Source organism: Streptomyces sp. ATCC 21386, assembly GCF_018728545.1.
GTDB lineage: Bacteria > Actinomycetota > Actinomycetes > Streptomycetales > Streptomycetaceae > Streptomyces.
Map to the genome: position 1 here is coordinate 264583 of NZ_JAAVVL010000001.1, position 24968 is coordinate 289550.

The following is a 24968-nucleotide window of genomic DNA, read 5'->3' on the forward strand; positions in this document are numbered from 1 at the left end:
GTCGGCGGCCGTGCCGGCGCGCGCTCAACGGCTGCTGACGTACCTGCCGTACGACAGGGCCGACGCCGGGGACGGCAGGCCCAGGTTCTTCGGGGTGAGGGCGTAGGAGCCATTGACCGAGGTCTTCGGGAAGCCCCAGACGCCGCCGGACTTCGCGTTCTCGCCCGGGGCGCCGACGGCCGTGTCCGGGGTGCCGTCCTTGTCGTAGTCGCCGGTGGCGACGGCGGTGCCGAAGGCGTCGTTCGCCTCCGCCACGCCGGGGACCTTGGGCCGGTCCTGGTGGTACGGGACGGACGTGGCCTCGCCGAAGCGGTCGACGATGCCGCCCTCGTGGCTCAGCAGGAACGTCATCGCGCCGGCCGCCGCGCGGGTGCCGATGGCCTCGCCCGGGGCGCCCACGACCAGGTCGTCGCGGCCGTCGTGGTTCCAGTCCAGTACGGCGAGGGAGGCGCCGAAGCGGTCGCCGTCCTCGGCGACGCCGTGAACGCCGACGGTGTCCTGGTTGAGGGTCTGGGTGCGCAGGCCGAAGGAGTTCTTGTCGCCGTAGAGGAGGTGGATGCCGCCGCCCTTGGCGTACGACTCGGGGCCGCACGGGTCGTCGATGTTCTCGTCGGCGATCTCGCGGCACTCGCCGAGGGCCAGGTCGTCCAGTCCGTCACCGTCGAAGTCGCCGACGGCGAGCGCGGAGGCGGCGCCGTTGTCGGAGTTCCAGACGTTGGCCATACGGCGCTCGGTCTCGTCCCAGGACCACAGCCGTACGTGGGACTGGGTGAAGGGGGCGTCGATCGTGTAGTAGGCGAGGGCGAGGTCGTCCGTGCCGTCGGCGGTGAAGTCGCCGGTGGCGAGGACCGGGGCGCGGCCGCCCATGGGCGTGGCGAGGACGGTGGTGACGACCAGGTCCTCGCCGTTGTCGACGGCGGCCCGCACGACGACCTTGTCCCGGCCGCCGACCACGAGGTCCCGGCCGCCGTCGCCGGTCAGGTCCGCCGCCGCGACCGACCAGCCGTACGCCGCGTTCCCCGACGGGCCGGTGAGGGCGTTGGACGCCGGGCCCGTGCCGCTCCGCGCACCGCCGACGACGGTGACCGTGCCCGCGTCCGCGCCCCGGCCGGTGACGTCCTCGCCGGGCGCGCCGACGATCAGCTCGGCGAGGCCGTCGCCGCTCAGGTCGGCCAGCAGTACGGAGGCGCCGAAGCGGTCGCCGGCCTCGGGGGTGCCGGGGACCTCGGCGGTGGACTGGCTGACCCGGATGCTGCCGTTTCTGCCCAGGCCCTTGGGCCCGCCCCAGACGAGGTTCACATAGCCGGCCTTGGCCTTGCCGTTCACGGTCGCGTCGGGGACGCCGACGGCGAGGTCCGCGTAGCCGTCACCGTTGAAGTCGCTGGTCACGGCTGCGGCGGAGGGGGCGGCGGTGGCGACCGGCGCCAGGGTGAGGGCGAGGGCCGCCGTGGTGGCGGTCGCCACGGTGGCGGCGGCCAGGGCGTATGTCCGTCTGTGCACGGGGGGCTCCAGGTGATGGCCGGATTTCGGGGTGGGGTGCTGGCTGGTTCACCTGTGTGACACCTGGAGGCCGCGCGGGGTTGTAGTACGGGAGCCGGGAGCCGGGAGCCGGGAGCCGGGAGCCGGGAGCCGGGAGCCGGGAGGGGCTAGGACCAGAAGTCTGCCTCCTTGTCCATGTCCTCCTGGCACTCGTCGATGTCCGTGAACTTGCCGCCGACGATCCTGAAGACGAGGCAGCCGTTCTGCTCGATCCGCTTGCCGCCGCGCTCGGCGGTGTACCGGTGCACGGAGACGGCGTGGCCCCGGCCGTCCACGCACACATGGCTGAGGGTGACGTCGAACGTCCCGGCGGTCTCCTCGAAGAGGCGCTGGAACATGCCGATGATCGCGTCCTGCCCCTTGTAGTCGCCCGACAGCAGGTGGCTGCCGGGGACGTGGTGCGTACAGTCCGAGGCCATCAGGGAGCGGAGGGTGTCCATGTCGCCTCGGGTGAAGGCGTCGTAGCCCTTGCGGACGAGCGCTGCGTTCGGGTGTTCGGCCATGGGGATCGCCTACTTTCCGGATGCCTGCCTGTTGTGCTCCTTTTGTGTGATTATCGCCACTAGTGGGGTGCTTCGCAGGCTAGGGCTGGGTGCGGGCCAGGAGGAGGATCTGGTTTGGGCGGGGGCGCCGGGGGGCGGGGACGTCAAGTGCGGTGAGGCTCAGCCAGGCGAGTTCGAGGAGAGGGATGGGCTGGCCGTCGAAAGACAACGCTTCTTGGAGCACCGCGATGGCGACGAGGAGGGCTGTGCGGACACAGGGCAGCGTCCGGGAGTCGATGGGTGTGGCCCGGGACCGCATCGAGGCCAGCAGCGTGGAGATACACCCTGCGGCTGCCGCGAGCGGTGCCCTCGGCGGGGGCGGGGACGGCCCGCTCGGAGAGCAGGAAGCTCAGGACCGCGACGCCGAACGCGGCGTACATCCACGTCCAGCTGAGCCTTCCGTCGTTCAGCACCTGGTTCGTCGCCACGCCGCCCGTGACCAACAGCCCGGCCAGGCCCACGACTCGGAGCACACCGCGTACGCCCGTCATTCCCACCCCCGTGGTTCTCCGCGGTCAGTCCGGCTTCGGCTCAGTACCCAGTTCACACCAGATGTACTTGCCGTCCGTCCCGTTCGCCGTGAACCACCCCCAGTCCTCCGCGTAGGCGTCGACGGGGTGGAGGCCTCGACCGGAGGTGGGGGTGAGGGCGGGGGTGGTGATCGTCGGGGGTGTCGGGTCCGTGTCCCGCTCCAGGGGAGAGGGAAGGGAGGAGAGCGGGGACGCGAGGGGGGAGGGCGTACGCCGTCGTGGTCGTACCGGGGGCGTACGCCGTCCGGTCAGCCCGGGACGTACGCCGTCCGGTCAGCCCGCGAGTACGTCTCCGAAGTACGCGTCGCCCGAAGGGCCGCCCACCGTCTCGCCGTTGAAGGACTTCGCACCGGTGCCCGTGATGCCTGACGTGCCGGACTTCAGCGTCCAGACGGCACCGTCACTGGAGTTCTCGCCGTAGGCGCCCGCGACCAGTTCCGCGAAGCCGTCGCCGTTGCTGTCGGTGAGGCGGACCGCCGCTCCGAAGTAGTCGTACGCCTCCGCGGCGCCGGGGACGCCCGCGGTGTTCTGGGAGTAGGACTTGGCGCCGCTGCCGGTGAGGCCGGACTTCGAACCGCGCAGGACGACGACGGCACCGGCGTGCTTCTTCGAACCGACGGTCTTGTTGAGGACGCCGACCGCGATGTCGGTGTGGCCGTCGCCGTTGACGTCTCCCGCGGAGAGGCTCCAGCCGAACGCGTCGTTCTTCGTGGCGGTGCCGGGCACGCCCGCGGTGTCCTGGCCGATGCGGACCGGGGTGCGGGAGCTGAGGCCCGTGGCGCTGCCGTAGGTGACGGTGATGGCGCCGCCGAGGCCGCCGTTCGGCTCGTCGGTGGACTTCTCCATGAAGTTGCCGGTGACGATGTCGCCCCGGCCGTCCTTGTTCACGTCGGCGATGACGGCGGCGTAGCCGCCGGCTACCTTGGGGCCCGCCTTGAGGCCGGAGGCGGAGCCCTTGTAGAGGACGCCGCGCGTGCGGTAGCCGTCCTTGATCTCCTGCTGGCCCATGACCAGCAGGTCCGTCGCACCGTCGCCGGTGACGTCCCCCGCGACGATCTTGTCGGTGTTGATGCCCGTCTGCTCGTACGTGTCGATGCCGACGAGTTTCGTCGCCTTGCCGGTGCGGGAGATCGGGCCCTCGAAGATGTTCAGCTCGGGGAACGCGATGTTGGCGGCGGCCAGGTCGGTGTCGCCGTCGCCGTCGAAGTCACCGGTGGCGACGGACCAGCCCAGCTCGTTGCGGTTCTCGGGGAGGGGTGAGGTGATGTCGGTCGCTGTCTTGATACCGCTCGCTCCGCCCCACAGCACTGTGAGGGCGCCCGAGTCGCCGGACGAGCCGAGGGAGCGGCCGTGCGCGCCCACGATCAGGTCCGTGTAGCCGTCGCCGTCGAGGTCGCCCGTGGTCAGACGGTCACCGAAGTATCCGGACGACTGCGGGGAGCCGGGCACACCGGCCGTGGCCTGGCTGATGATCTGGCGCTTGGCCGTGGTGAGGCCCTGGGCGGTGCCGTAGACGACCGCCACGTAACCGGCCCCCTTCTTGCCGGAGACCTTGGCGATGGGAGCGGCGATCGCGAGGTCGCGGTAGCCGTCGCCGTTGAAGTCACCGGAGAGACCGGAGGGCGCCGCGACGCTCGTCGCCGGGAGCGCGGTGAGGAGGCCGGTGGCGAGGGCGGCGGCCAGGAGGAGGGAGCGGGTACGCAAGAGGGCTCCAGGAAGCAGGAGGTGGAGGAGGGGCTGGATGGAGGGCAGGTGCCGAGCGGACGGGGGCCCGCACCCGGTCGGGTGCGGGCCCTGCCACAGGCTGTGGAACGTCGGTCCGTGACTTCTCAGTTGGCCGCGTTCGCGCCGAAGACCGGCTGCCCGGAGGTGGAGACGCCGACCGCGGACGGGGCGATGGAGCGCGAGCCCGTCGTGGTGATCTTCGTGCCGTCGGAGGGCAGGTAGATCAGGGAGCCGTTGAAGTCGTTCTCGCCGTACGCGCCGACCGTCAGGTCCGCCTTTCCGTCGCCGGTGACGTCGGTGAGCTTGACGTCGCTGCCGAGGCGGTCGTCCGTCTCGTCCGAACCGGGCACGCCGGCCGTGGACTGGGCGAAGTACTGGTAGCCGGAGGTCGTGTTCAGACCGGCGTCCGTGCCGTACAGGATGGTCAGGGCGCCCGTGTTGACGACACCGCCGAGGTTCTCGCCGGGGGCGCCGGCCACCAGATCGGTCTTGCCGTCGCCGTTGATGTCGCCGAGGGACAGCTCGCTGCCGAACCAGTCGCCGCGCTCGGAGGAGCCGGGCACGTTGCCGCTGTTCTGCGTCACCGCGACCGTGGTGCCCGGGCCGTCGACGGTGCCGTAGACGACGTGGACCTTGCCGCCGGTGGACGACTCGGGCACGGAGGGCTCGCTGCCGTCCTTCGACGGGTCCCAGTCCTGGCCGGTGACGATGTCGCCGTAGCCGTCACCGTTGACGTCGCCGATGCCGGTGATGATGCCGCGCTTCAGCTCCTGCGCGCCCGAGGCGCTCAGACCGGAGGCGCTGCCGGGGACGTACCAGTTGGTGTTGTAGTGGTAGTCGCCGTCGGTCTCGTAGCCGTTGACGACGAGGTCCGTCCGCTTGTCGCCGTTGACGTCGCCGGCGCTCATCACCAGGGTGCCGGTGCCGTTGCCGGAGAGGATGTCGGTGGTGAAGCTGTAGCGGGCGCCGTACGTGCCGGACTTGCTGATGCCGCCCTTGAAGACGTACACCCGGTTCGACGAGGAGCCGACCGCGAGGTCCTCCTTGCCGTCGCCGTCGAAGTCGCCGGACGCCAGCGCGGTGCCCCAGTAGTCGTGCGAGGAGGTCGCCGGGTCCTTGACGGTGGTGGCGCCGGACAGGCCGCTCGCCGAGCCCCAGACGATGAGGACCGTGCCGCCGTCGGTGTCGCCGTCGACGTCCTCGGCCAGCGCCGACACGGCGAGGTCGTCGTAGCCGTCGTTGTTGTAGTCGCCGTACGCGCTGACCCAGCCGAAGGCGTCGTTCTTCTCCGCGCTGCCGGGTACGCCGGTGGTGTTCTGGCTGATCGTGGCGCGCTTCGTCGAGGTCACGCCGCTCGCCGAGCCGTACAGGGCGACGATCTGACCGGCGCCCGAGGCGCCGCCGACGGTGGCGTTGCCGGCCGAGTACGCGACGTCGCCGTAGCCGTCGCCGTTGAAGTCGGCCATGGGCTGGTGGACCGAGTCGGCCGCCGTCGCCGTCACGGACGAGAACGTGAGCAGACCGCCGGTCAGCGCGGCCGCGGAGGCCGTCGCGAGGGCGAGTCGCAGATGCTTGTGCATGCGGGAATCTCCTGCTGCATGCGGACGCCTGGCAGACGTCCGCAGTCAATGGGGTGCCCGTTCCATCCCTGTTCGTCTGTATTTCAGCAGGACGTAAGGAGGTCGTTGGCTAACAGGAGACCGCTGAGGGGGCCGGTGGGTTGTACGGGTATTCGAGAAACTTCTGCGGCCACTGAGATCGGTGGGACAACGGGAGCGAAAGGGGTTCGTAGGGCATCGGGCAGGCCGGGTGTCCGGGCGAACGTTCCGTCGCGCTCGTGCGTCTGCGGTGCGAGGCAACGACCGACAGGCCGGCGAACCGGAGGAGACGACATGCTGAGCGGTACCCGTGTACGGATCGCCCTGGCCGCCCTGGCGATGGCCCCCCTGACCGTCGGGTGCGCGGCACTGGACACCGGGGGTACGAGTTCCGCCTTGTGCGTGTTCGCCGTGGACTACGACGACCGCCAGTACGTCGAGGCGGGCAAGGTCGCCTACACCCTCGGCGCCGAGGTGGGCACCGCGCGGGACTCGGTCTGCGAGGACCAGGGCGGCGGCGAGGAGGACCGGGTGGCGGCCGAGGACCTGGCCGTCTACACGGCCTACGCCATCAAGGGCGTCGACACCGAGGACGCGATCGCGGTGCGTGAGTCGCCGGGGAGCGAGGTGCGCGTCCTGGTCAACGCGGTCGAGGACGAGGGGATGACCGCGGCGGTCGAGCGGGTGTTCGGGAAGGGTGAGCAGGGCGGCGAGGACAGCGCCGACGACGGCGCTTCCGACAGTGGCGACGGCGACAGCGCGGCCACCGTGGGGAAGTGCGCGCTCGTCGTGGAGTACGGGAACAAGGACTACATCGGCCGGGGCGACGCGAAGATCGAGCTGGGGGCCAAGGCCGGGTCGGCCCGTGCGGTGCCCTGCTGGGACACGCCCGGCGAGGTCGACCCCTCGGCCGACCCGGAGGTGTTCCAGGCGTACGAGATCAAAGGGCTGGACCCGGCCGACGCGATAGCGATCGACTTCTCGGCGGACGAAGAGCCGTTCTTCATGGTCCGCATGGGCGACGGCCTGCCGCCGGAGGTCGAGGCCCTGCTCGCGGCCGAGGAGGGGTGAGCGGCGCGGGGCCCGAGGCGTCCGTCTCCTGGCCGTACGTCTCCTGAGCCGTGCCAGTGGTGCCCGCCCGTGGCGTGACGGTGCCCCCGGTCCGAACCGGACCGGGGGCACCGTCACGCCAGTTGCTGTGCGCACGCGGCTACTTCACCGGCTGCGGCTCCGGCTCGCTCTCCGTCTCCGCCGTGCCCGCCGGGGGCTCGTCGTCCGGGACCGGGGTCTTGACGGACTCCAGCAGCAGCTGGGCGACGTCGACGACCGTGACGGACTCCTTGGCCTTGCCCTCGTTCTTCTTGCCGTTGACCGAGTCGGTCAGCATGACGAGGCAGAACGGGCAGGCGGTGGAGACGATGTCGGGGTTGAGGGAGAGGGCCTCGTCGACGCGCTCGTTGTTGATGCGCTTGCCGATCCGCTCCTCCATCCACATCCGCGCGCCACCGGCGCCGCAGCAGAAGCCGCGTTCCTTGTGGCGGTGCATCTCCTGCTGGCGCAGGCCCGGGACGGCGGTCATGATCTCGCGCGGCGGCGTGTAGATCTTGTTGTGGCGGCCCAGGTAGCAGGGGTCGTGGTAGGTGATGATGCCCTCGACCGGGGTCACCGGGATCAGCTTGCCCTCGTCGACGAGGTGCTGGAGCAGCTGGGTGTGGTGGATGACCTCGTAGTCGCCGCCGAGCTGCGGGTACTCGTTGCCGAGGGTGTTGAGGCAGTGCGGGCAGGTGGCGACGATCTTCTTGGCCGACTTGGGCTTGCGGGACTCGTCGGTCACCTTGCCCTCGTCGTCCATCTCCTCGCCGAACGCCATGTTCAGCGCGGCCACGTTCTCCATGCCGAGCTCCTGGAAGAGGGGCTCGTTGCCGAGGCGGCGGGCGGAGTCACCGGTGCACTTCTCGTCGCCGCCCATGATGGCGAACTTGACGCCCGCCATGTGGAGCAGCTCGGCGAAGGCCTTGGTGGTCTTCTTGGCGCGGTCCTCCAGGGCACCGGCGCAGCCGACCCAGTACAGGTACTCGACCTCGCTGAGGTCCTCGATGTCCTTGCCGACGACCGGGACCTCGAACTCGACCTCCTTGAGCCACTCCAGGCGCTGCTTCTTCGCCAGGCCCCAGGGGTTGCCCTTCTTCTCCAGGTTCTTGAGCATCGTGCCCGCCTCGGACGGGAACGCGGACTCGATCATCACCTGGTAGCGGCGCATGTCGACGATGTGGTCGACGTGCTCGATGTCGACCGGGCACTGCTCGACACAGGCGCCGCAGGTGGTGCAGGACCACAGGACGTCCGGGTCGATGACGCCGTTCTCCTCGACGGTCCCGATCAGCGGGCGCTCGGCCTCGGCCAGGGCCGCGGCGGGCACGTCCTTCAGCTGCTCCTCGCTCGCCTTCTCCTCGCCCTCCATGGTCTTGCCGCCACCCGCGAGCAGGTAGGGCGCCTTGGCGTGGGCGTGGTCGCGCAGCGACATGATCAGCAGCTTCGGCGAGAGCGGCTTGCCGGTGTTCCAGGCCGGGCACTGCGACTGGCAGCGGCCGCACTCGGTGCAGGTGGAGAAGTCGAGGATGCCCTTCCAGGAGAACTGCTCGACCTGGGAGACACCGAAGACGTCGTCGTCACCGGGGTCGGTGAAGTCGATCGGCTTGCCGCCGGAGGTCATCGGCTGCAGGCCGCCCAGGGCGGTGGCGCCGTCGGCGTTGCGCTTGAACCAGATGTTCGGGAAGCCGAGGAAGCGGTGCCAGGCGACACCCATGTTGGTGTTCAGCGAGACGACGATCATCCAGATCAGCGAGGTGCCGATCTTGATCATCGCGGTGAAGTAGACCAGGTTCTGCAGGGTGCTCGGGTCGAGGTCCTTGAAGGCGAGGACCAGGGGGTACGAGGCGAAGTAGCCGGCCTCGTAGTGGTCCACGTGGTGGATGGCGCCCTCGAGACCGCGCAGGGTGTAGATCGCCAGGCCGATGGTGAGGATGACGTACTCGACGAAGTACGCCTGCCAGGCCTTCGAGCCCGCGAAACGCGACTTGCGGCCGGCCCGGGAGGGCAGGCTGAGCAGCCGGATGGCGATCAGCACGAGGATGCCGAGGATCGTCATCACACCGATGAACTCGATGTACATCTCGAACGGCAGGAAGCCGCCGATGACCGGCAGCGTCCAGTCGGCCTCGAACAGCTGGCCGTACGCCTGGGCGAGGGTCGGCGGCAGCGTCAGGAAGCCGATCGCGACGAACCAGTGGGCGAAGCCGACGATCCCCCACCGGTTCATCCGGGTGTGGCCGAGGAACTCCCGGGCCAGGGTGATCGTGCGCGCCTTCGGGTCGTCGGTACGGCTGCCCGCCGGCACCGGCTGACCGAGCTTCACGAACCGGTAGATCTGCGCCACGGCTCGGGCGATGAGCGCAACGCCGACCACGGTCAGGACCAGCGACACGATGATCGCGGCGAGTTGCATTTCGGGGCTCCTCGGGCCTGCGAGGGGGTTTTCTCCGGCGATTTCTCCGGCGATTTCTCCCGGGGACCCGTCGGGTACCTCGAAGATCGCTGGAGATCACTGGAGATCATTACTAAGCGGTAACTTATGCAGTCCGTCTGAGACTACCCAGTTCTTCTGCCGCACTGTAGCCAGGGGGGCGGTGATCTGCGTCGCTGAGGGTTGCCTGAGTGCGACGCCGTGGCGCCCCCGTCGCGACATCGGGCGAGCGTGCTATTTCAAAACGATCGTGTTATTCATCAGGAATTGTGACATTTGTGCCTAACTTGGATCCGTGCTGTACGGAATCCTCGCCGCCGCCTCCGCCCTGTTGCTGACCGCCGTACTCTCGGCGGCCGTCCGCGTGCCCGCCCTGCGGCTGGGGATCGTGGAGCGCCGGCGCGGGCGGCGGGTGCCGTTGCTCGGGGGCGTCGCGGTGCTGGGCGGGGTGGGAGCCGTGGCCTGGGGGGGAGTGGAGCGAGGTCGCTCCGCTCGGTCGGGAGGCCGGATGGCTGATCGTGGTCGGGGCGGGGCTCGGGGTCTTCGGGCTGGTCGGGGACGTGTGGCGGCTGCCGGCCGTGGTGCGGGCGGCGGGGGTGGTCGTCGGTGCCGCGCTGGTCGTGCCGTACCGCGAGCTCGGGGTGCTGGGCGGGATGGCGGGGGTCGTCTGGATCGCCCTCGTGGTGCACGGGTTCAAGGGGATGGGACGCTCCGACGGGGTGCTCGGCGTGGTGGGGGCGGTCACCGCGTTCGCGTTGAGCGGGTGTGCGGCGGCGGAGGTGATGGACGGGCTGGCCACGCTGTTCAGCGTGCTGGCCGCCGCGCTCACGGGGTTCCTGATGCACAACTGGCCGCCCGCGCGCGTCGTGATCGGCACGTGCGGGGCGCTGTTCGTGGGCTTCCTGCTCGCGGGGGGTGCGCTGCATGTGTACGCCGTCGGGTACGGGGCCGGGGTGGGCGCGCCCTTCGCCCTGACGGCCGTGGCGACCGCCGACGCGGTGCTCGTCCTGGTCTCGCGGAAGCGGGCGGGGCGGGAGCTGTGGCGGGGCGGGCCGGATCATCTCGCGCACCGGTTGCGGCGGGTCGGGCTGACGCCGCCGGGGGTGGTGGTCGTGATGGGGGTCGCGGCCGCGGCGTCCACGGGTGTGGGACTAGCCATCCACATGCTGTGGACGCACCCGCGTTCGGCGTGGTGGGTGGCGGGGGCGACCGGCCTGGTGGTCCTGGCCATGCTCTTCGTCCCACCTGGCCCGGCCAGACCGTCCCCCACGGCCGTGCACCCCGCCTCCACGGGCATCCACCGCCCTCGTCCAGCTCCCACAGGGGGCCACCGCGCCCCCGCCCCGCCGGCTCGCCCCATCCCGGGAGGCCGCGCCCCCGGCCCCCGACCCCGCTCCCCACGCTTCCAGGAACAGGAGTCGGCGGAGCTGGGGCGGAGGGGGTGGGTGGGGTAGAGGGGCAGGCCGGGAGGTGTGGGACCGAGGGGGCGGGGCGGGAGGCTGTGTAGGGCCGAGGGGCGGGGGGAACTTGCGCGAGAAGCCCCACCGCGCCCGCGCCCGAAAATCGGACCGGCGCCGATCCTCACCCGACGGCGGTGCGGCGGTCGTCGGCCACTGCTGCGGACCCTCTCGCACGCTCCAGGGCATCGGGCGTCCACGGCGACCGCCCCCGACCGACCGCCATCCGCACCGCCTGCCTACCCCTCAGCGCCCGCCCCCCGGCCCCATCGCCCCGCCACCACCGGCCTGCCGTCACCCCCCAACTCTCCCCCGTGCGGAGCATTCCCGCAGGTCAGGCGCCCCTTGCGTATAAGGAAAACATAAGACTTGAGCCCCCTCGACTCAGCTCTGTTGACCCATCGGTGGGCGTCATGCACACTTGAGTCCGTTCCACTCAAGTCATTGTTGGAGGAATTGAAATGGCACGTGCGGTCGGCATCGACCTGGGCACGACTAACTCCGTCGTCAGCGTTCTGGAGGGCGGCGAGCCCACCGTGATCACCAACGCCGAGGGCGCCAGGACCACGCCGTCCGTCGTCGCCTTCGCCAAGAACGGTGAGGTGCTCGTCGGCGAGGTCGCCAAGCGTCAGGCGGTCACGAACGTGGACCGGACGATCCGGTCCGTCAAGCGTCACATGGGCACGGACTGGAAGATCGAGCTCGACGGGAAGCACTTCAACCCGCAGCAGATGAGCGCCTTCATCCTGCAGAAGCTGAAGCGCGACGCCGAGGCCTACCTGGGCGAGAAGGTCGCGGACGCGGTCATCACCGTCCCGGCCTACTTCAACGACTCCGAGCGCCAGGCGACCAAGGAGGCCGGTGAGATCGCGGGGCTCAACGTGCTCCGCATCGTCAACGAGCCCACCGCCGCCGCCCTCGCCTACGGCCTCGACAAGGACGACCAGACGATCCTCGTCTTCGACCTCGGTGGCGGCACCTTCGACGTGTCGCTCCTGGAGATCGGTGACGGCGTCGTCGAGGTGAAGGCCACCAACGGTGACAACCACCTCGGTGGTGACGACTGGGACCAGCGCGTCGTCGACTACCTGGTGCAGCAGTTCCGCGCCGGCCACGGCGTGGACCTCGCCAAGGACAAGATGGCGCTCCAGCGTCTGCGCGAGGCCGCCGAGAAGGCCAAGATCGAGCTGTCCTCGTCCACCGAGACCTCGATCAACCTGCCCTACATCACCGCCTCCGCCGAGGGCCCCCTGCACCTCGACGAGAAGCTCACCCGCGCCCAGTTCCAGCAGCTGACCGCGGACCTGCTGGAGCGCTGCAAGACGCCGTTCCACAACGTCATCAAGGACGCCGGGATCGCCCTCTCCGAGATCGACCACGTCGTTCTCGTCGGTGGCTCCACCCGTATGCCCGCCGTCGCCGAGCTCGTCAAGGAGCTGACCGGCGGCAAGGAGGCCAACAAGGGTGTGAACCCGGACGAGGTCGTCGCCATCGGCGCCTCGCTCCAGGCCGGTGTCCTCAAGGGTGAGGTCAAGGACGTTCTGCTCCTCGACGTCACCCCGCTGTCCCTCGGTATCGAGACCAAGGGCGGCATCATGACCAAGCTCATCGAGCGGAACACGACGATCCCGACCAAGCGGTCCGAGATCTTCACCACCGCCGAGGACAACCAGCCCTCCGTGCAGATCCAGGTCTACCAGGGCGAGCGCGAGATCGCGGCGTACAACAAGAAGCTCGGGATGTTCGAGCTGACCGGTCTGCCGCCGGCGCCCCGCGGCGTCCCGCAGATCGAGGTCTCCTTCGACATCGACGCCAACGGCATCATGCACGTGACCGCGAAGGACCTGGGCACGGGCAAGGAGCAGAAGATGACCGTCACCGGCGGCTCCTCGCTGCCGAAGGACGAGGTCGACCGCATGCGCCAGGAGGCCGAGCAGTACGCGGAGGAGGACCACCGCCGCCGCGAGGCCGCCGAGACCCGCAACCAGGGCGAGCAGCTCGTCTACCAGACCGAGAAGTTCCTCAAGGACAACGAGGACAAGGTCCCCGGTGACATCAAGACCGAGGTCGAGGCGTCCGTCGCCGAGCTGAAGGAAGTGCTCAAGGGCGAGGACACCGCCGAGATCCGCACGGCCACCGAGAAGGTCGCGGCCGTCTCGCAGAAGCTCGGCCAGGCCCTCTACGCCGACGCCCAGGCCGCGCAGGCCGCGGGCGGCGAGGCCGGCGCCGGCGCCGGTGACGCCAAGGCCGACGATGACGTCGTCGACGCCGAGATCGTCGACGAGGACCGTAAGGACGGTGCCGCGTGACGGAGGAGACCCCGGGCTTCGACGAGCAGCAGCCGCAGTCGGCTCAGCCGCAGCAGCCTGATGTCCCCTCCGGCTCCGCCGAGGACGCCGAGTCGAAGGCCGCCCCCCAGGAGGGGGCGGCCCCGGCCGGGGACGCGGCAGCGACGGCCCAGGTGGCCGGTCTGACGGCGCAGCTGGACCAGGTGCGTACGGCGCTCGGTGAGCGCACGGCGGACCTCCAGCGCCTCCAGGCCGAGTACCAGAACTACCGTCGGCGGGTCGAGCGCGACCGGATCACGGTCAAGGAGATCGCCATCGCGAACCTCCTGACCGAACTCCTGCCCGTACTCGACGACATCGGCCGCGCGCGCGAGCACGGCGAACTCGTCGGCGGCTTCAAGTCCGTCGCCGAGTCGCTCGAGACCGTCGCCGCGAAGATGGGCCTCATGCAGTTCGGCAAGGAGGGCGAGCCCTTCGACCCGACGATCCACGAGGCCCTGATGCACAGCTACGCGCCCGACGTCACCGAGACGACGTGCGTGGCGATTCTCCAGCCGGGGTATCGCATCGGCGAGCGCACCATCCGCCCCGCGCGGGTGGCCGTGGCCGAGCCGCAGCCCGGCGCGCAGACCGCCAAGGCCGAGGAGGCCGAGGCGGCCGACGACAAGGAGAGCGGTGGCCCGGACGAGGGCTGACGCCACAGGCCGACACGGCATGCAGGGTGAGTGGAAGGAGGGACGTCGAGGATGAGTACCAAGGACTTCATCGAGAAGGACTACTACAAGGTCCTCGGCGTCCCCAAGGACGCCACCGAGGCCGAGATCAAGAAGGCGTACCGCAAGCTCGCCCGCGAGTACCACCCGGACGCCAACAAGGGGAACGTCAAGGCCGAGGAGCGCTTCAAGGAGATCTCCGAGGCCAACGACATCCTCGGTGACCCCAAGAAGCGCAAGGAGTACGACGAGGCCCGCACCCTCTTCGGCAACGGCGGCTTCCGCCCCGGACCCGGCGCCGGCGGCGGCTCGTTCAACTTCGACCTGGGCGACCTCTTCGGAGGCGGCGCGCAGGGCGGCGGGGGGAGCGGGCGGCTTCGGCGGGGGCATCGGCGACGTCTTCGGCGGCCTGTTCAACCGGGGCAGCTCCGGCACCACCCGGGTGCAGCCCCGGCGCGGCCAGGACATCGAGTCCGAGGTCACGCTGAGCTTCACCGAGGCCATCGAGGGCGCGACCGTACCGCTGCGCATGTCCTCGCAGTCGCCCTGCAAGGCCTGTTCGGGCACCGGCGATGCCAACGGCACCCCCCGGGTGTGCCCGACGTGCGTCGGAACCGGCCAGGTCGCGCGGGGCTCGGGCGGCGGTTTCTCGCTCACCGACCCCTGCCCGGACTGCAAGGGCCGCGGCCTGATCGCCGAGCACCCCTGCGACATCTGCAAGGGCTCAGGCCGCGCCAAGTCCTCCCGCACCATGCAGGTCCGGATCCCGGCGGGCGTCTCCGACGGCCAGCGGATCCGGCTGCGCGGCAAGGGCGCCCCCGGTGAACGGGGCGGCCCCGCGGGCGACCTGTACGTCGTCGTGCACGTCGACCCGCACCCGGTGTTCGGCCGCAAGGACGACAACCTCACGGTGACCGTCCCGGTGACGTACCCCGAGGCGGCACTCGGCGGAGAGGTCCGGGTCCCGACCCTGGGCGGTCCGCCGGTCACCCTGAAACTGCCTCCGGGCACCCCGAACGGCCGTACGATGCGGGCCCGGGGCAAGGGCGCCTTCCGCAAGGACGGCACCCGCGGGGACCTGTTGATCACGGTCGAGGTGAGTGTCCCGAAGGACCTGTCGGGGAAGGCTCGTGACGCGCTGGAGGCGTATCGCGAGGCGACCGCGGGCGAGGACCCGCGAGCGGAGCTGTTCCAGGCCGCGAAGGGAGCATGAATGTGATGGACGGCCGCCGTAGGAACCCTTATGAGCTGACGGAAGAGACACCGGTGTACGTCATCTCGGTGGCCGCCCAGCTCTCCGGTCTGCACCCGCAGACCCTGCGCCAGTACGACCGTCTCGGCCTGGTCTCCCCGGACCGCACCGCCGGGCGGGGCCGTCGCTACTCGGCCCGTGACATCGAACTGCTGCGCACCGTCCAGCAGTTGTCGCAGGACGAGGGCATCAACCTGGCCGGCATCAAGCGCATCATCGAGCTGGAGAACCAGGTCGCCGCGCTCCAGTCCCGGGTGGCCGAGATGGAGGCCGCGCTCGACGGCGCCGCCGCGGCCATGCGCCAGCGCGAGGCGGCGGTCCACGCGTCGTACCGGCGCGATCTGGTGCCGTACCAGGAAGTGCAGCAGAGCAGCGCGTTGGTGGTGTGGCGGCCGAAGGGGCGGCAGCCGTCGGCAGACTGACGGTACGTCAAGTAGGAAGAGGGGCCCGGAGGTTCAGCTGAACCTCCGGGCCCCTGCTGTGTCCTGGTAGGTGTGCTCAGGGGGCCAGGGCCGCCCAGGCGTCGTCGGGGGCGGATTCGGTGCCGTCGGTGTGGAGGGCGGTCACCCAGTAGAAGTGGGTGGTGCCGGCGGCGGCCGTGGTGTCGGTGTACGACGTGCCGGTGACCGGGTCGGCGGTCAGGGGCTCGTAGGCGGCGGTGGCCGGGTTCCACCGGTACACCCGGTAGCCCGTGATGTCCGTCCCGTCGGAGTCGCCTGACAGCTTCCAGGTGAGGTCGACGCCGGCCCCGCCGGCGGCCTTCCCGGCGCTCGCGTCGACCAGCCGGTCCGCGGGGGTCTCCACGGTGGGCCGCAGGTCGAGCTCGGTGACGGTCGTGGACACCATCTTGTCGGCCGACGTGTAGGTGGAGTTGCCCGAGGTGTCCACCGCGTCCACGAAGTACGTGTGGTGCTCGCCGTCCTGGAGGTTCGCCGAGTCGACGAGCCGGCTGGTGCCCGCCTCGACCGTGCCCACATGCGTGTACTCGGTCCCGTCGTCCACCGTGCTGAGGCGGAACACGTTGTACTCGGCGAGGTCGGAGACCGGGCTGTCGTCCCAGTCCAGGACCGTGCCGTACTCGGTGGCGGTGGCCGTGAACCCGGTGACGAGCGGCGGGGCGGTGCCGTCGCCGTAGCCGTGGGAGATGGTCTGCGAGGGGGCCGACTCCCGGCCGAGCGCGTCGACGGTCGTCACCCAGTACACGTAGAACCCGTCGTCGGGGCTCGGCACGACCGTGGTGTCGGTGCAGGTGTAGGTGTACTTGGTGCCGTAGGCGGTGTCGGTGAGCTTCGGTTCGCAGGGCACCACCCGGGAGTCGACGACGTCGAAGGTCCCGGTCGCCTCGTCGAAGCGGCGCTCCTCGCGGTGGACGCGGAACTCGGTCGGCGCGTACGGCGACACGTCCCAGCGCAGATCGACGCCGCCGCCGTCCTCCGGCCGGTTCTCCGTCTTCCAGAAGTACGTCGTCGCGAGCGGCCGGGCGATCGACACCACCGACGAGTACGCGGTGTTGCCCGCCGCGTCCGACACCGCGACCTTGTAGTACGAGGTCTCCCCGTACGGGGCGGTGGCATCGGTCGCCGAGTTGCCCCAGGGGCCCTTGACCTCCTCGAACGGTCCGTCGGGCGAGGCGGCCCTCAGCAGCCGGTTCGTCTCGGCACCTTCGGACATCCACCAGAGGGACACCCCGTGGAGGGAGGACTCACCGCTGACCTTCAGATCCCGGACGGTCGGCGGGATCCGGTCCACCGTGGTGACCAGCTGATCGGCCGTGCCCGTCGACGTGTTGCCCGCCTTGTCGTAGGCGCGGACCTCGTAGTAGTACGCCGCGCCCGACTTCGGCAGCCCGGTGTCGGTGTACGAGGTGGAGGTGGTCGTCGCGACCGGCGTGCTGCCGAACGAAGCGCCCTTGAGCCGCCGGTAGACCTTGTACCCGGCGAGGTCCATCTCCTTGTTCTTCGCCCAGGTGACCTTGGCCCTGCCGGTGGCCTCGTCGTACGCGACCGCGGCCCCCGTCGGGACGAACGGCTTGACCGTGTCGACGGTGGCGGAGGTGCGGGGCGTGTAGGCGAACTTGACCTTGGCGGACCCGGTCCAGTTGACGTAGTCGACGCGGAGGGTGTGCTTGCCGGAGGGGATGGTGACGTTGACGGTCTTGGAGACGGTCGTCGAGCCGTTCGTCCAGAGGTTGATCTTGCGGGCGTCGGTGGTGCCGGGGTCGAGGTAGACGCGGATGCCGTCGAGGCCGGTGGCGGAGAGGGTGAAGGGGCCGCCGGAGCCGAAGTCGCGGGTCACGGTCCAGCGGACGCCGAAGTTGTTGGCGGGCAGTCCGGTGGCGGGTGCGCCGGTGCCCCAGTTCTGGTCGATCGCGCTGTCGCAGTCCGTCTTCTTCGGGGTGCCGGAGAAGGTGGTGTTGGCGAAGAGCTGCCGCTTGAAGACGGGGGAGGTGCAGGTGACGGCCGCGTTCGCCGTCGTGGCGGTCGAGACGAGCAGACCGCCGGCGGTGGCGAGCACGACGACGGCGGCCGCGGCGGCCGTCGTCGAGCGTCTGACTGAGGTCATGGGGTCCTGGGGTCCTTCAGGGCGGGAGGGCGATCGTCACCGGCGGAGGTTACACCGCCGGTGACGATCAGACGTTTGGGGTGGGGGGATGGTTGTACGGGGTGGATGGGGCGCGTGGGTGGCTTGGGGTGTGTGGGGTACTTCGCCGCGTGTCCAGTCCTGCTCGCGCACATGCCGCATGGCCTTTGCCGCCGTCGCGTTCACAACGCCGAACTCCTGGGCGATCTCCAGCGTGGACGGCACCCGGCTGCCCGGCGAGTACGTGCCGCCCTCGATGCGCCGGATGATCTCCGCTGCGATCTGCCGCCACAGCGGGCGCGTACGGTGTTCCATGGACGTGGTGTGGCCCGGCGGAGCGGCCCGCACCGGCTGAGGCACCCACCGGGCCCGTGCCGCAGCGAATGGCCTTCGGTGCCAGGCGCAGGACGCCGCGCGGTGCGCAAGCCAACGTCGGAGCGTCGGCCACGCCGCGAAGGCGAGAGCCATACGCAGCGAGTTGTGGAACGGCGAGTAGGCACGCACGGGCACGAATGTGGCCGCGCCGTTTCCTTGCGAAAGCGTTCGTACGGGGTTGGCCGACGTGCGCGCGCTGAAGGCCGCTGCGGATGACGTGGCCATGATCGGTTAGGGTCGGGTCTCGTCGCGCGTACGCGCGCGGGAGATGTGGGCCGACTCGGGGGAGAACGCGCGTGGAGACTGGATCGGGGCTGGGGCGATTCGGCCGCCTGGCATTCGCCGGCCCGGTGGTGCTGGCCGCTCCGATCCGTCCCGATCGGATATCGGACCCGGTCATCGACCGACTCCAGCGGGCCCGGACGGCGTTGGGGCTCCTGGCCAGCGTCTGGCTGGTGATGGCCTACCCGATGCGGAAGGGGCGGGAGGACTTCGTCCTGGGCAAGGTGGAGAACCTGATGATCGGCTGCGCCGTCCTGGTGGCCGCCGGAGCCGTGGGCATCACCGTCTTCATCTTCGCGGCGCGCCCACCGCTGCGCCGCCTGTACGCGCGCCGTCTCGTGAGTCCGCTGACGGTACTCGGCGTCCTCGCCCTGGAGATGGGCATGTTCTGGCTCATGCTCCAGGCGGTGCGCGGCAACGTCCTCTCTCCCGATGGCCTCAATGCGTGGTCGTCCGAGTCCGGTAACGTGCTCCTCCGCCTGGTGCTGGGCCTGCTCGCCCTCGTGGCTCCCATCGCCTATTTCGTTCTGATGCTCGCCTCCGCGCTCCTGATTCTGGTGACCACCTACTCGGCGCTGAACTCATGCTTCCGCGTCAGCGATGTGCACGAGCTGTTGCCCGGACTCCTCTCGCCGTTGCTGTTCTGGTCGTTGTTCTTCATCAGCCTCTCCGACAGCCCTGACGTCGCGGCCCCGCCGGAGGTGCTGTACTCCTTCCTGCTCGGCGGGCCGCTGTCGGTGACGGCACTGTCGGTGTGGGAGATACGACGTCTTCGTACGAGGTACGGCATGAACTTGCGGACGGCGCTGGCCCGTTAGGAGTTGCGGGGGCGGCATCCGGCAGCGTGCGCGCGGCCTGTGCATCGGCAGGTTCGACCTGGGAGGGTGTTCGACCGGGACATCCGGTTGGAGAGAGCGCGCTCTCTCCGAACTGCACCGTTTTGGAGACGAAATGACGACTCAGGAAATCGCGATCGCCCCCAACACCCAGACGAACAGGCCTATCGGGAGTTTCAGCGTCATTCACGTCCACGCACCGCAGGGGCAGCCCACGACGGTCCGGCTCGCTGTCGAATCCGGAGGTGAGGAGGCGCGTCACTCACTGACGGTAGGAGACGTTTTCCCGGTCCAGGACAGGCTATGGAAGCTCGACCGCGTCGAGGATCTCCATTCCCCGACGGGCAACTGGACTGTCGTTCTGTCCCGGGTGGAGTGAGCGACGGGGGCCGTTCACGCATCGTCAGAGCGCCTCGGGCGTGGGGCCCGTCGCCGAGTCGCGGACAGGGCCACGCCACCTGATTCGCCGGAGGCTGGGTTCCTGAGCCGTCGGCTCCTAGTACTGCAACGGTGCTTGTTCTGAGTCCGGGCAGTTTTCAGTGGCTGTGCCCGCGTCGTTTGTGATGGCCGACGCGGGCCTGGCGCTGGCGTCGTCGTCGCCAGGTCGAGCAGTGCAGGATGTGTTCGATGGGGATGGGGCGTCGGTCGGCGAGGCGGGTGATCAGGCGTCTGATCTCGACAAGGTCGAGGTGGATGAGCTGGGAGGATCCGTTTCTGCTTTGTCCGTGCCCAGTTCGCGGGCCCGCAGGACGGTCAGGCATGCGTGGGCGGCCATGGCGAGGGTCATGTGGCGATCAGTCCTCGCATGTAAGCGAGCACCGACTGGCGCGGCTCAACTGCCACTGTCTGCCCTCGAGCCGAACTGGGCTCAGCCGAGACCGCGGTGGGCTGCCCACAACGTCCCGGCGCGGCTGGCCGCGTCGACAACCAGAGCCGCCAGTTCTGGTTCGTCGGGGACCGGGAACGAGACATATGCGCCCCGGCCACCGCCGACTGGTCGGCCATAGGCTTTCGCGGCGAGGTGACCGTCCGGGAGAAGCCGGATGTTCAGTGTGGTCAGTTGGAACTCTTCACCACGTCGAGTGTCCGTCCAGCGGAGCGCCTGCGGGATCACGACGTTGATCGCCAGAGCACTCACTTCCAGGTCGCCACTCATGGACGGATGCTCTCACGCGAGCCGCATAGGCGGGGCGAAGTAACCAGTTTGATCACAGCTCGCTACGCACCCTAGTCGAGCTGTTCTGTCGTCCCGTCCGGGTGGATCAGGAGGCGGATGGCGCCGCCGTAGCGGTTGTCGGTGATCGTGGCCGGGGTCGGGGCGCCGAGTTGCTGGGCCCGTTGCTGGAGGATCGACAGGACGACGTCCTGGATGTCGCCGTACGGCGGCGCGGTGACCGGGACGCCGTCGATGAGGCCGGCGTTGGGGGAGAAGACGTGGACCTGGGCGTCCGCCGCGCCGGGGTTCGCGGCGGGCGGGATCGGAGACGGGGTGGGTTCGGTCATCTCGGGTCGGGGTTCCTTCCGGCTCGGCTCAGGCGCTCTTCGCCTCTCCCCGCTCGGGGAGGAGGGTCTCGTCGAGGTCCTCGACGTTCAGGGCTTCCAGGACGCGAGCGTACGTGCCGCGCGAGAGGCGTTGCAGGCGGCCCGACTTGACCAGGGTGGAGAGGACGTTGCTGATGGTCTTCGACGGGTCGCCGTAGACGCCGGCGGGCAGCGCGCGGAGCACGTCGCGGGCGGAGAAGGCGCCGGGGAAGCCGGCGACCGCCTTCTCGACGGCGGCGCGGATGCTGGGGGTGGAGGAGGCGCGGCGGGAGGCGGGTCCTGCCGTAGTCGGGGCCGGGTGCCCGGTGTGCGTGGGGTGGGGTGTGGGGGAGACCGAGCGCGGGAGGTGGTCGTGGATCTCTTGCACGGCTGCGCGGATCGTCTCCAGGGAGGCGTCGCCGATTGCGTCGCCGGCGGCCGCGAGCATGGTCGCGACCTTCTCTATGTTCGTGAGGGTGGCGGCCAGTTCGCGCAGCAGCGGTTCCAGGAAGTCGCGGCGGAGCGCGGCCACCGGGTCGGTGGTGGCGAGTTCGACGGAGACGGAGCCGGTGAGGGGGCGTCCAGGGGGGAGGGGCGCGCCGTCGGTGCCCTCGGAGGTGTCGGCGCCGTCGGGGAGCAGCGACTCGACAGCCTTGCGTAGGGCCGGCAGGTCACGCGGGGCTTCGGCAGCCGGATCGGTGCCGCCGGGCATGCACGTCAGCATCGCGACGAGTTGTTCGAGGCTGGTGAGCGCGGGGAGCGCGGAGCGCACCAGGGGGCCGAGCACGGCCTGCCGTACGGCCAGGGCGGGATCCTCGTACGAGAAGGTGATCCGTTGCCCGGCCTCGGCCGCTGCCATGGGTTCCTCGCTCCTGCCGTTCGACGGTCCGGACGTGTGGGGCGACCCGTCCGGAGGGGGCGTCTGTCTGTGCGTCGGCTGTGTGGGGGTGTGCGGTTGCAACAGCGATGTCAAAGCGGCGCGCGGTGGGCGTTCCCTCAACATGCGTTGATCATGGGCCAGTTGACCCTGCAGCTGCTGGAGCTGGTCGAACGCATCGAGGATCCGCTCCAGTTCGGGAAGGTCCGGGGCGGTCGACCGACGGCTTGCGGATTGGGCCGCGGACGACTCGTCCGCGCGGGACCTGAGGCGGGTGAGCCGTCGAGGCTGCGAGCCGGAGTCGAAGCGGACGGCGGCGTGGGCCGGCAGGTTGCCGTTCTCGTCGCCGAGGTCGAGCATGCGGCGCAGCGCGCGGCGGTCCTCCCGGGTGGTGGCCGCGGTGTAGCCGTACGGCTCGGCGTACGCGACGGCGTCCTGGAGACATTCCGCCCAGAGGGGGCAGGAGGCGCACAGATCGCGCGCGGTGCGGAGGAGGACGAGGTGTTGGCGGCGCTGATCGGGTGAGACGCCCGAGGGTGTCGGAGTCGCGGCGACCGGGGAGTGCGGGCCTTGCGGATTCTCCGAGTTGTCCAGCAGCGGGTGTTGGAAGACGTCCGGCCGACGCCGGCACGGCAGAGCCGCGTCGGGTATGTGGGCCTCCCGGTCGACCGCCCTGCGGGCAGGTCGGACAGGCAGCCTGGCCAGCGTCGTATGGCTTGCCATACGCATGAGTAATAGCCCCCGTGGTGATCTGTGATCGCGGGGGACTCTAGAACAAATTGTCAAACTGATGCAACGCATGTGCAAAGTGCTGGCTGGAAACGAACAGTGCCGCGACGAACCATTCACAGAAGCCTCAACTGTCCGCCGTTTTCCGGGCGTCACGAGGACGCGGCCGACGTATCGCCCTGCCCAACCTTCTGACCCGGGCTGTCATGGCCTTCGCGGATGCGCCGCGCAAGGCCAGGACACCGAGTACACCCACGAAACCGATCGGCACGCCCGCCTCCGGCACGAACATGCCGACGACGGAGCCGATGACCAGGATCACATCGGCGATCACGACCGTGACCCCGCGCCGCCCCGGGTGCTCCTTCACCATCCACGCGCCCAGCAATGCCATTCCGGCCAGCGCCCAGTAGCCGAAGGCCGCCGTTCCGGTGACGGCTGCGCTCGTGTTCATCCGGGCCGAGTCGCCGGCCGCGGAGAAGTAGCCGCTGAAGGCTGCGGCGAGGACCGTTGAGGCGAGGGCGAGGAGGAGTTGGGTGCGGCGACGGAGCAGCCAGACGGCTCCGCCGAGCAGCAGCGTGGCGCAGACCATCACGAAGGATGAGCCGCTCTGGGAGGCGATGGTGAAGAGGGTGTAGGCGGCGGCCAGACCAAAGACGATGCGGGGGAGCATGCGTACGGCCCAGGGGTCGGTCTTGTCCTGGCGGAGGAGGCGGCGGAGGCTCGCCGCGGGCGATGTCGGGCGGACCGGATCAGGGTCAGACGGCTTCGGCTGCGGCCGCGTGTCCGCCTTGGGATTCGTCTTTGTGCCCGTCTTTGGCTGCTTGCTCGTCTTCGTGGTCATTCCAGCCCTGTGCCTGTGGCTTGTTTTCCGAGGTCCGGGACCGGCGGGTCCGTGAGGCCGGCCGCCGGGGTAGAGGCGCGTGCTTCATTCTTGACAGGTACGGGTTTGAATCCGACCTGCCAGACAGGGATGTGGGCCGACGGCTGGGGCCGGACCGGATCTTTGACGGTGAGGGGAACCGTTTCGGGAACCTCGGACTCGGCAGCGGTCGCTTCTTCGGCCTCGGGAACCTCCGTTTCGTTCGTGGTGGAGGTGGCCGCCGCCTTCGCGGCTGCTCTCGCGTTGCGTTCGACCGTCACTGACGCGCACTCGGCGGCCAGCGCCTCCTGGCGTTCGACGGGATCCTGTTTCGCGTACGCGGCAACGTCGACGTAGTGCGGCAGGGTGGGGTCGTCGACCTGTACCTGCGCGCGTATCTGGTGCGCGCCGATCTCGTTCCGTGACGCTTCCGGCCACTGCTTGCTAGGCGCGTAGGCGAACTTGACGTTGTCCACGCCGACGTACGGATTCGTGTGCAGGGCGGGGAGCTCTTGGTTGTAGAGGATCGAGCGCGTGTGGGCGGACTCGGCGAACACGATGACCTGGCCGCGGGCTGCGGCGGCGTAGGTCTCGGAGATGTTGGCCCAGACGCCGCGGGCCCATTCGTAGGTGAAGCCCTGGCTGTCGCCACCGAGTACTTCTCGGACCGTGTCCTCGAAGAGGTACATCCGGTTCAGCTGTCGGCCGCCCTCTGTGGTTTCCAGGGTCTGGGCTGTTCCGAGCTGTCGCTTGTTCTGGGTCCTGGCCCAGGCTTCGGCGACGTACCGGTTGTCGAGGAAGTTCTCGTTCCTCCAGTTCAGCGGTGCATCCGGGTGCTCGACACCGTGAGACCAGAAGGCGCTGGTGGGGTTGGTCCCCTCCGGGGGTTCGACGCCCTTCGGATCCCTGCTCAGAGCCTCGATGTATGTCTTGACGGACCCGAAGCCCGCTGCTTCGGATTCCGCTTCGAGGCGATCGAGGATGGCCTGGGCCCCCTCCAGGGTGCTTGCCTTATGAGCCTCCGCAGCTTCCTCGTTGGCGATTTTGAGAGCGAGTCGTTCGATGTACCTGGGTATCGGTTGTGGGCTCACAGTGCTCCGATGTCGACCGGGCGCGGGTGGAACTTCACGGACAGGTTGGCGGCACCAGCGCGTGGGGCCCGCGAGGCGGTGTTCCCCTTGAGGAAGATCTCCAGGACCACCAGGGAACCGGTCGATTCCCGGGGCATCCAGTACGCCAGGCGGTGGGGGTTCTGCTGTGCGTGCCGGTACTCACGTGAGCCGACGTCGTGATTGCCGAGGTTCTCGGGAAAGTCCTCCGCGTCCCAGGCGCCTTCCCAGGTCGGCTCTCCCAGGACTGCGCAGGCGGCTGTCAGGTAGAGAGGCCATACGCGTGCCGCTTCTGCCAGCACCTCGGGGTTGTCCTCGACGGCTTCGGCGCCCGCTCCCCAGAGCCAGTGGCTGACGTGGGTCACCGGTGCCCAGCTGCCGCCGAGGTTGTTGAGGGTGAACGAGCCGCCCGTGTCGGTTCGGATCTGGAGCACCCGCTCGAAGCTCGTCGGTACCCAGTCGAACTGCGCGCACCACATGTCCAGGCCCTTGCCGGGGTAGGGCGGGCCGGCCCAGACCGTCGGCCAGTCCACGTCCGACAGCCCGCGCAGTTCGGTGATCAGTTCCTGCGGGGTCCGGTTCTGCGGCCCCGAAGCGGAGAGTCCCATGATCAGTACCTCTGGTTCCTCT

At 69.8% G+C, this 24968-nt stretch carries 21 protein-coding genes and 2 pseudogenes; 8 read left to right on the top strand and 15 right to left on the bottom strand.

The window, feature by feature from the left end; all coding sequences use genetic code 11:
* Positions 1-24 precede the first annotated feature (24 nt).
* From GWK25_RS01250 to GWK25_RS01270, 5 genes are all read right to left on the bottom strand, one after another.
* A complete protein-coding gene (locus GWK25_RS01250; RefSeq protein ID WP_308404152.1) occupies positions 25-1500 on the bottom strand; it encodes an FG-GAP repeat protein in 1476 nt (491 codons plus the stop codon).
* 146 nt (positions 1501-1646) lie between these two features.
* Positions 1647-2042, bottom strand: a complete 396-nt coding sequence (locus tag GWK25_RS01255; RefSeq protein WP_215448026.1) for a nuclear transport factor 2 family protein — start codon at positions 2040-2042, stop codon at positions 1647-1649.
* A 79-nt stretch (positions 2043-2121) separates the two neighbouring features.
* Complete coding sequence (locus GWK25_RS01260; protein ID WP_215448028.1) at positions 2122-2340, bottom strand: hypothetical protein; 219 nt, start codon at positions 2338-2340, stop codon at positions 2122-2124.
* Positions 2341-2884: 544 nt separating this feature from the next.
* Positions 2885-4315 (bottom strand): FG-GAP and VCBS repeat-containing protein, encoded by a 1431-nt coding sequence (locus GWK25_RS01265; protein ID WP_215448030.1) that lies wholly within the window; start codon positions 4313-4315, stop codon positions 2885-2887.
* 125 nt (positions 4316-4440) lie between these two features.
* Complete coding sequence (locus GWK25_RS01270; protein WP_215448033.1) at positions 4441-5916, bottom strand: VCBS repeat-containing protein; 1476 nt, start codon at positions 5914-5916, stop codon at positions 4441-4443.
* 312 nt (positions 5917-6228) lie between these two features.
* On the opposite strand from GWK25_RS01270, the gene GWK25_RS01275 reads away from it, so the two are divergent.
* Positions 6229-7005 (top strand): DUF6281 family protein, encoded by a 777-nt coding sequence (locus tag GWK25_RS01275; protein WP_215448036.1) that lies wholly within the window; start codon positions 6229-6231, stop codon positions 7003-7005.
* Positions 7006-7144: 139 nt separating this feature from the next.
* Here GWK25_RS01275 and GWK25_RS01280 read toward each other — a convergent pair whose 3' ends face one another.
* Positions 7145-9439, bottom strand: coding sequence for a (Fe-S)-binding protein (locus GWK25_RS01280; protein WP_215448039.1), 2295 nt, complete (start codon positions 9437-9439; stop codon positions 7145-7147).
* Between the two features lie 536 nt (positions 9440-9975).
* On the opposite strand from GWK25_RS01280, the gene GWK25_RS01285 reads away from it, so the two are divergent.
* From GWK25_RS01285 to GWK25_RS01305, 5 genes and pseudogenes are all read left to right on the top strand, one after another.
* Positions 9976-10911, top strand: coding sequence for an MraY family glycosyltransferase (locus tag GWK25_RS01285; protein ID WP_308404153.1), 936 nt, complete (start codon positions 9976-9978; stop codon positions 10909-10911).
* Between the two features lie 464 nt (positions 10912-11375).
* A complete protein-coding gene (gene dnaK / locus GWK25_RS01290) occupies positions 11376-13223 on the top strand; it encodes a molecular chaperone DnaK (protein WP_033524480.1) in 1848 nt (615 codons plus the stop codon).
* Complete coding sequence (gene grpE / locus GWK25_RS01295) at positions 13220-13897, top strand: nucleotide exchange factor GrpE (protein WP_184905663.1); 678 nt, start codon at positions 13220-13222, stop codon at positions 13895-13897. Before dnaK ends, grpE begins: the two co-directional genes overlap by 4 nt.
* Before the next feature lie 51 nt (positions 13898-13948).
* Positions 13949-15128: pseudogene (gene dnaJ, locus GWK25_RS01300) on the top strand (molecular chaperone DnaJ).
* 5 nt (positions 15129-15133) lie between these two features.
* Positions 15134-15589 (top strand): heat shock protein transcriptional repressor HspR, encoded by a 456-nt coding sequence (locus GWK25_RS01305; RefSeq protein ID WP_215457129.1) that lies wholly within the window; start codon positions 15134-15136, stop codon positions 15587-15589.
* A 76-nt stretch (positions 15590-15665) separates the two neighbouring features.
* On the opposite strand, the gene GWK25_RS01310 is transcribed toward GWK25_RS01305, so the two are convergent.
* A complete protein-coding gene (locus GWK25_RS01310) occupies positions 15666-17729 on the bottom strand; it encodes a PA14 domain-containing protein (protein ID WP_215448041.1) in 2064 nt (687 codons plus the stop codon).
* A 36-nt stretch (positions 17730-17765) separates the two neighbouring features.
* Complete coding sequence (locus GWK25_RS44660) at positions 17766-18347, bottom strand: GntR family transcriptional regulator (RefSeq protein ID WP_374200585.1); 582 nt, start codon at positions 18345-18347, stop codon at positions 17766-17768.
* A 71-nt stretch (positions 18348-18418) separates the two neighbouring features.
* Here GWK25_RS44660 and GWK25_RS01320 point away from each other — a divergent pair, with 71 nt between their 5' ends.
* Entirely contained in the window at positions 18419-19222 is an 804-nt protein-coding gene (locus GWK25_RS01320) for a hypothetical protein (RefSeq protein ID WP_215448042.1), read from the top strand.
* A 133-nt stretch (positions 19223-19355) separates the two neighbouring features.
* Positions 19356-19619 carry a DUF6406 domain-containing protein gene (locus GWK25_RS01325; RefSeq protein WP_215448044.1) on the top strand — a complete coding sequence of 88 codons (264 nt, stop codon included), beginning with the start codon at positions 19356-19358 and terminating at the stop codon, positions 19617-19619.
* Positions 19620-19901: 282 nt separating this feature from the next.
* Here the strand turns inward: GWK25_RS01325 and GWK25_RS01330 are convergent.
* The 7 genes and pseudogenes from GWK25_RS01330 to GWK25_RS01360 form a co-directional block, all read right to left on the bottom strand.
* Positions 19902-20033, bottom strand: a pseudogene (locus GWK25_RS01330) (IS701 family transposase); the annotation flags it as partial.
* A gap of 75 nt (positions 20034-20108) precedes the next feature.
* Positions 20109-20396 carry a hypothetical protein gene (locus GWK25_RS01335; RefSeq protein WP_215448045.1) on the bottom strand — a complete coding sequence of 96 codons (288 nt, stop codon included), beginning with the start codon at positions 20394-20396 and terminating at the stop codon, positions 20109-20111.
* Positions 20397-20467: 71 nt separating this feature from the next.
* Positions 20468-20743: a hypothetical protein gene (locus tag GWK25_RS01340; RefSeq protein WP_215448046.1), complete on the bottom strand. Its 276-nt coding sequence runs from the start codon at positions 20741-20743 to the stop codon at positions 20468-20470.
* 28 nt (positions 20744-20771) lie between these two features.
* Complete coding sequence (locus GWK25_RS01345) at positions 20772-22361, bottom strand: WhiB family transcriptional regulator (protein WP_215448048.1); 1590 nt, start codon at positions 22359-22361, stop codon at positions 20772-20774.
* A 133-nt stretch (positions 22362-22494) separates the two neighbouring features.
* Positions 22495-23211, bottom strand: coding sequence for a hypothetical protein (locus GWK25_RS01350; RefSeq protein ID WP_251828649.1), 717 nt, complete (start codon positions 23209-23211; stop codon positions 22495-22497).
* On the bottom strand, positions 23208-24320 hold the full coding sequence (locus tag GWK25_RS01355; protein ID WP_215448050.1) for a hypothetical protein: 1113 nt from the start codon (positions 24318-24320) through the stop codon (positions 23208-23210). Before GWK25_RS01355 ends, GWK25_RS01350 begins: the two co-directional genes overlap by 4 nt.
* The gene (locus GWK25_RS01360) at positions 24317-24946 is read right to left on the bottom strand and encodes a hypothetical protein (protein ID WP_215448052.1); all 630 of its coding nucleotides are present in this window, start codon (positions 24944-24946) and stop codon (positions 24317-24319) included. The genes GWK25_RS01355 and GWK25_RS01360 overlap by 4 nt, the downstream gene beginning before the upstream one ends.
* Positions 24947-24968: the final 22 nt, after the last annotated feature.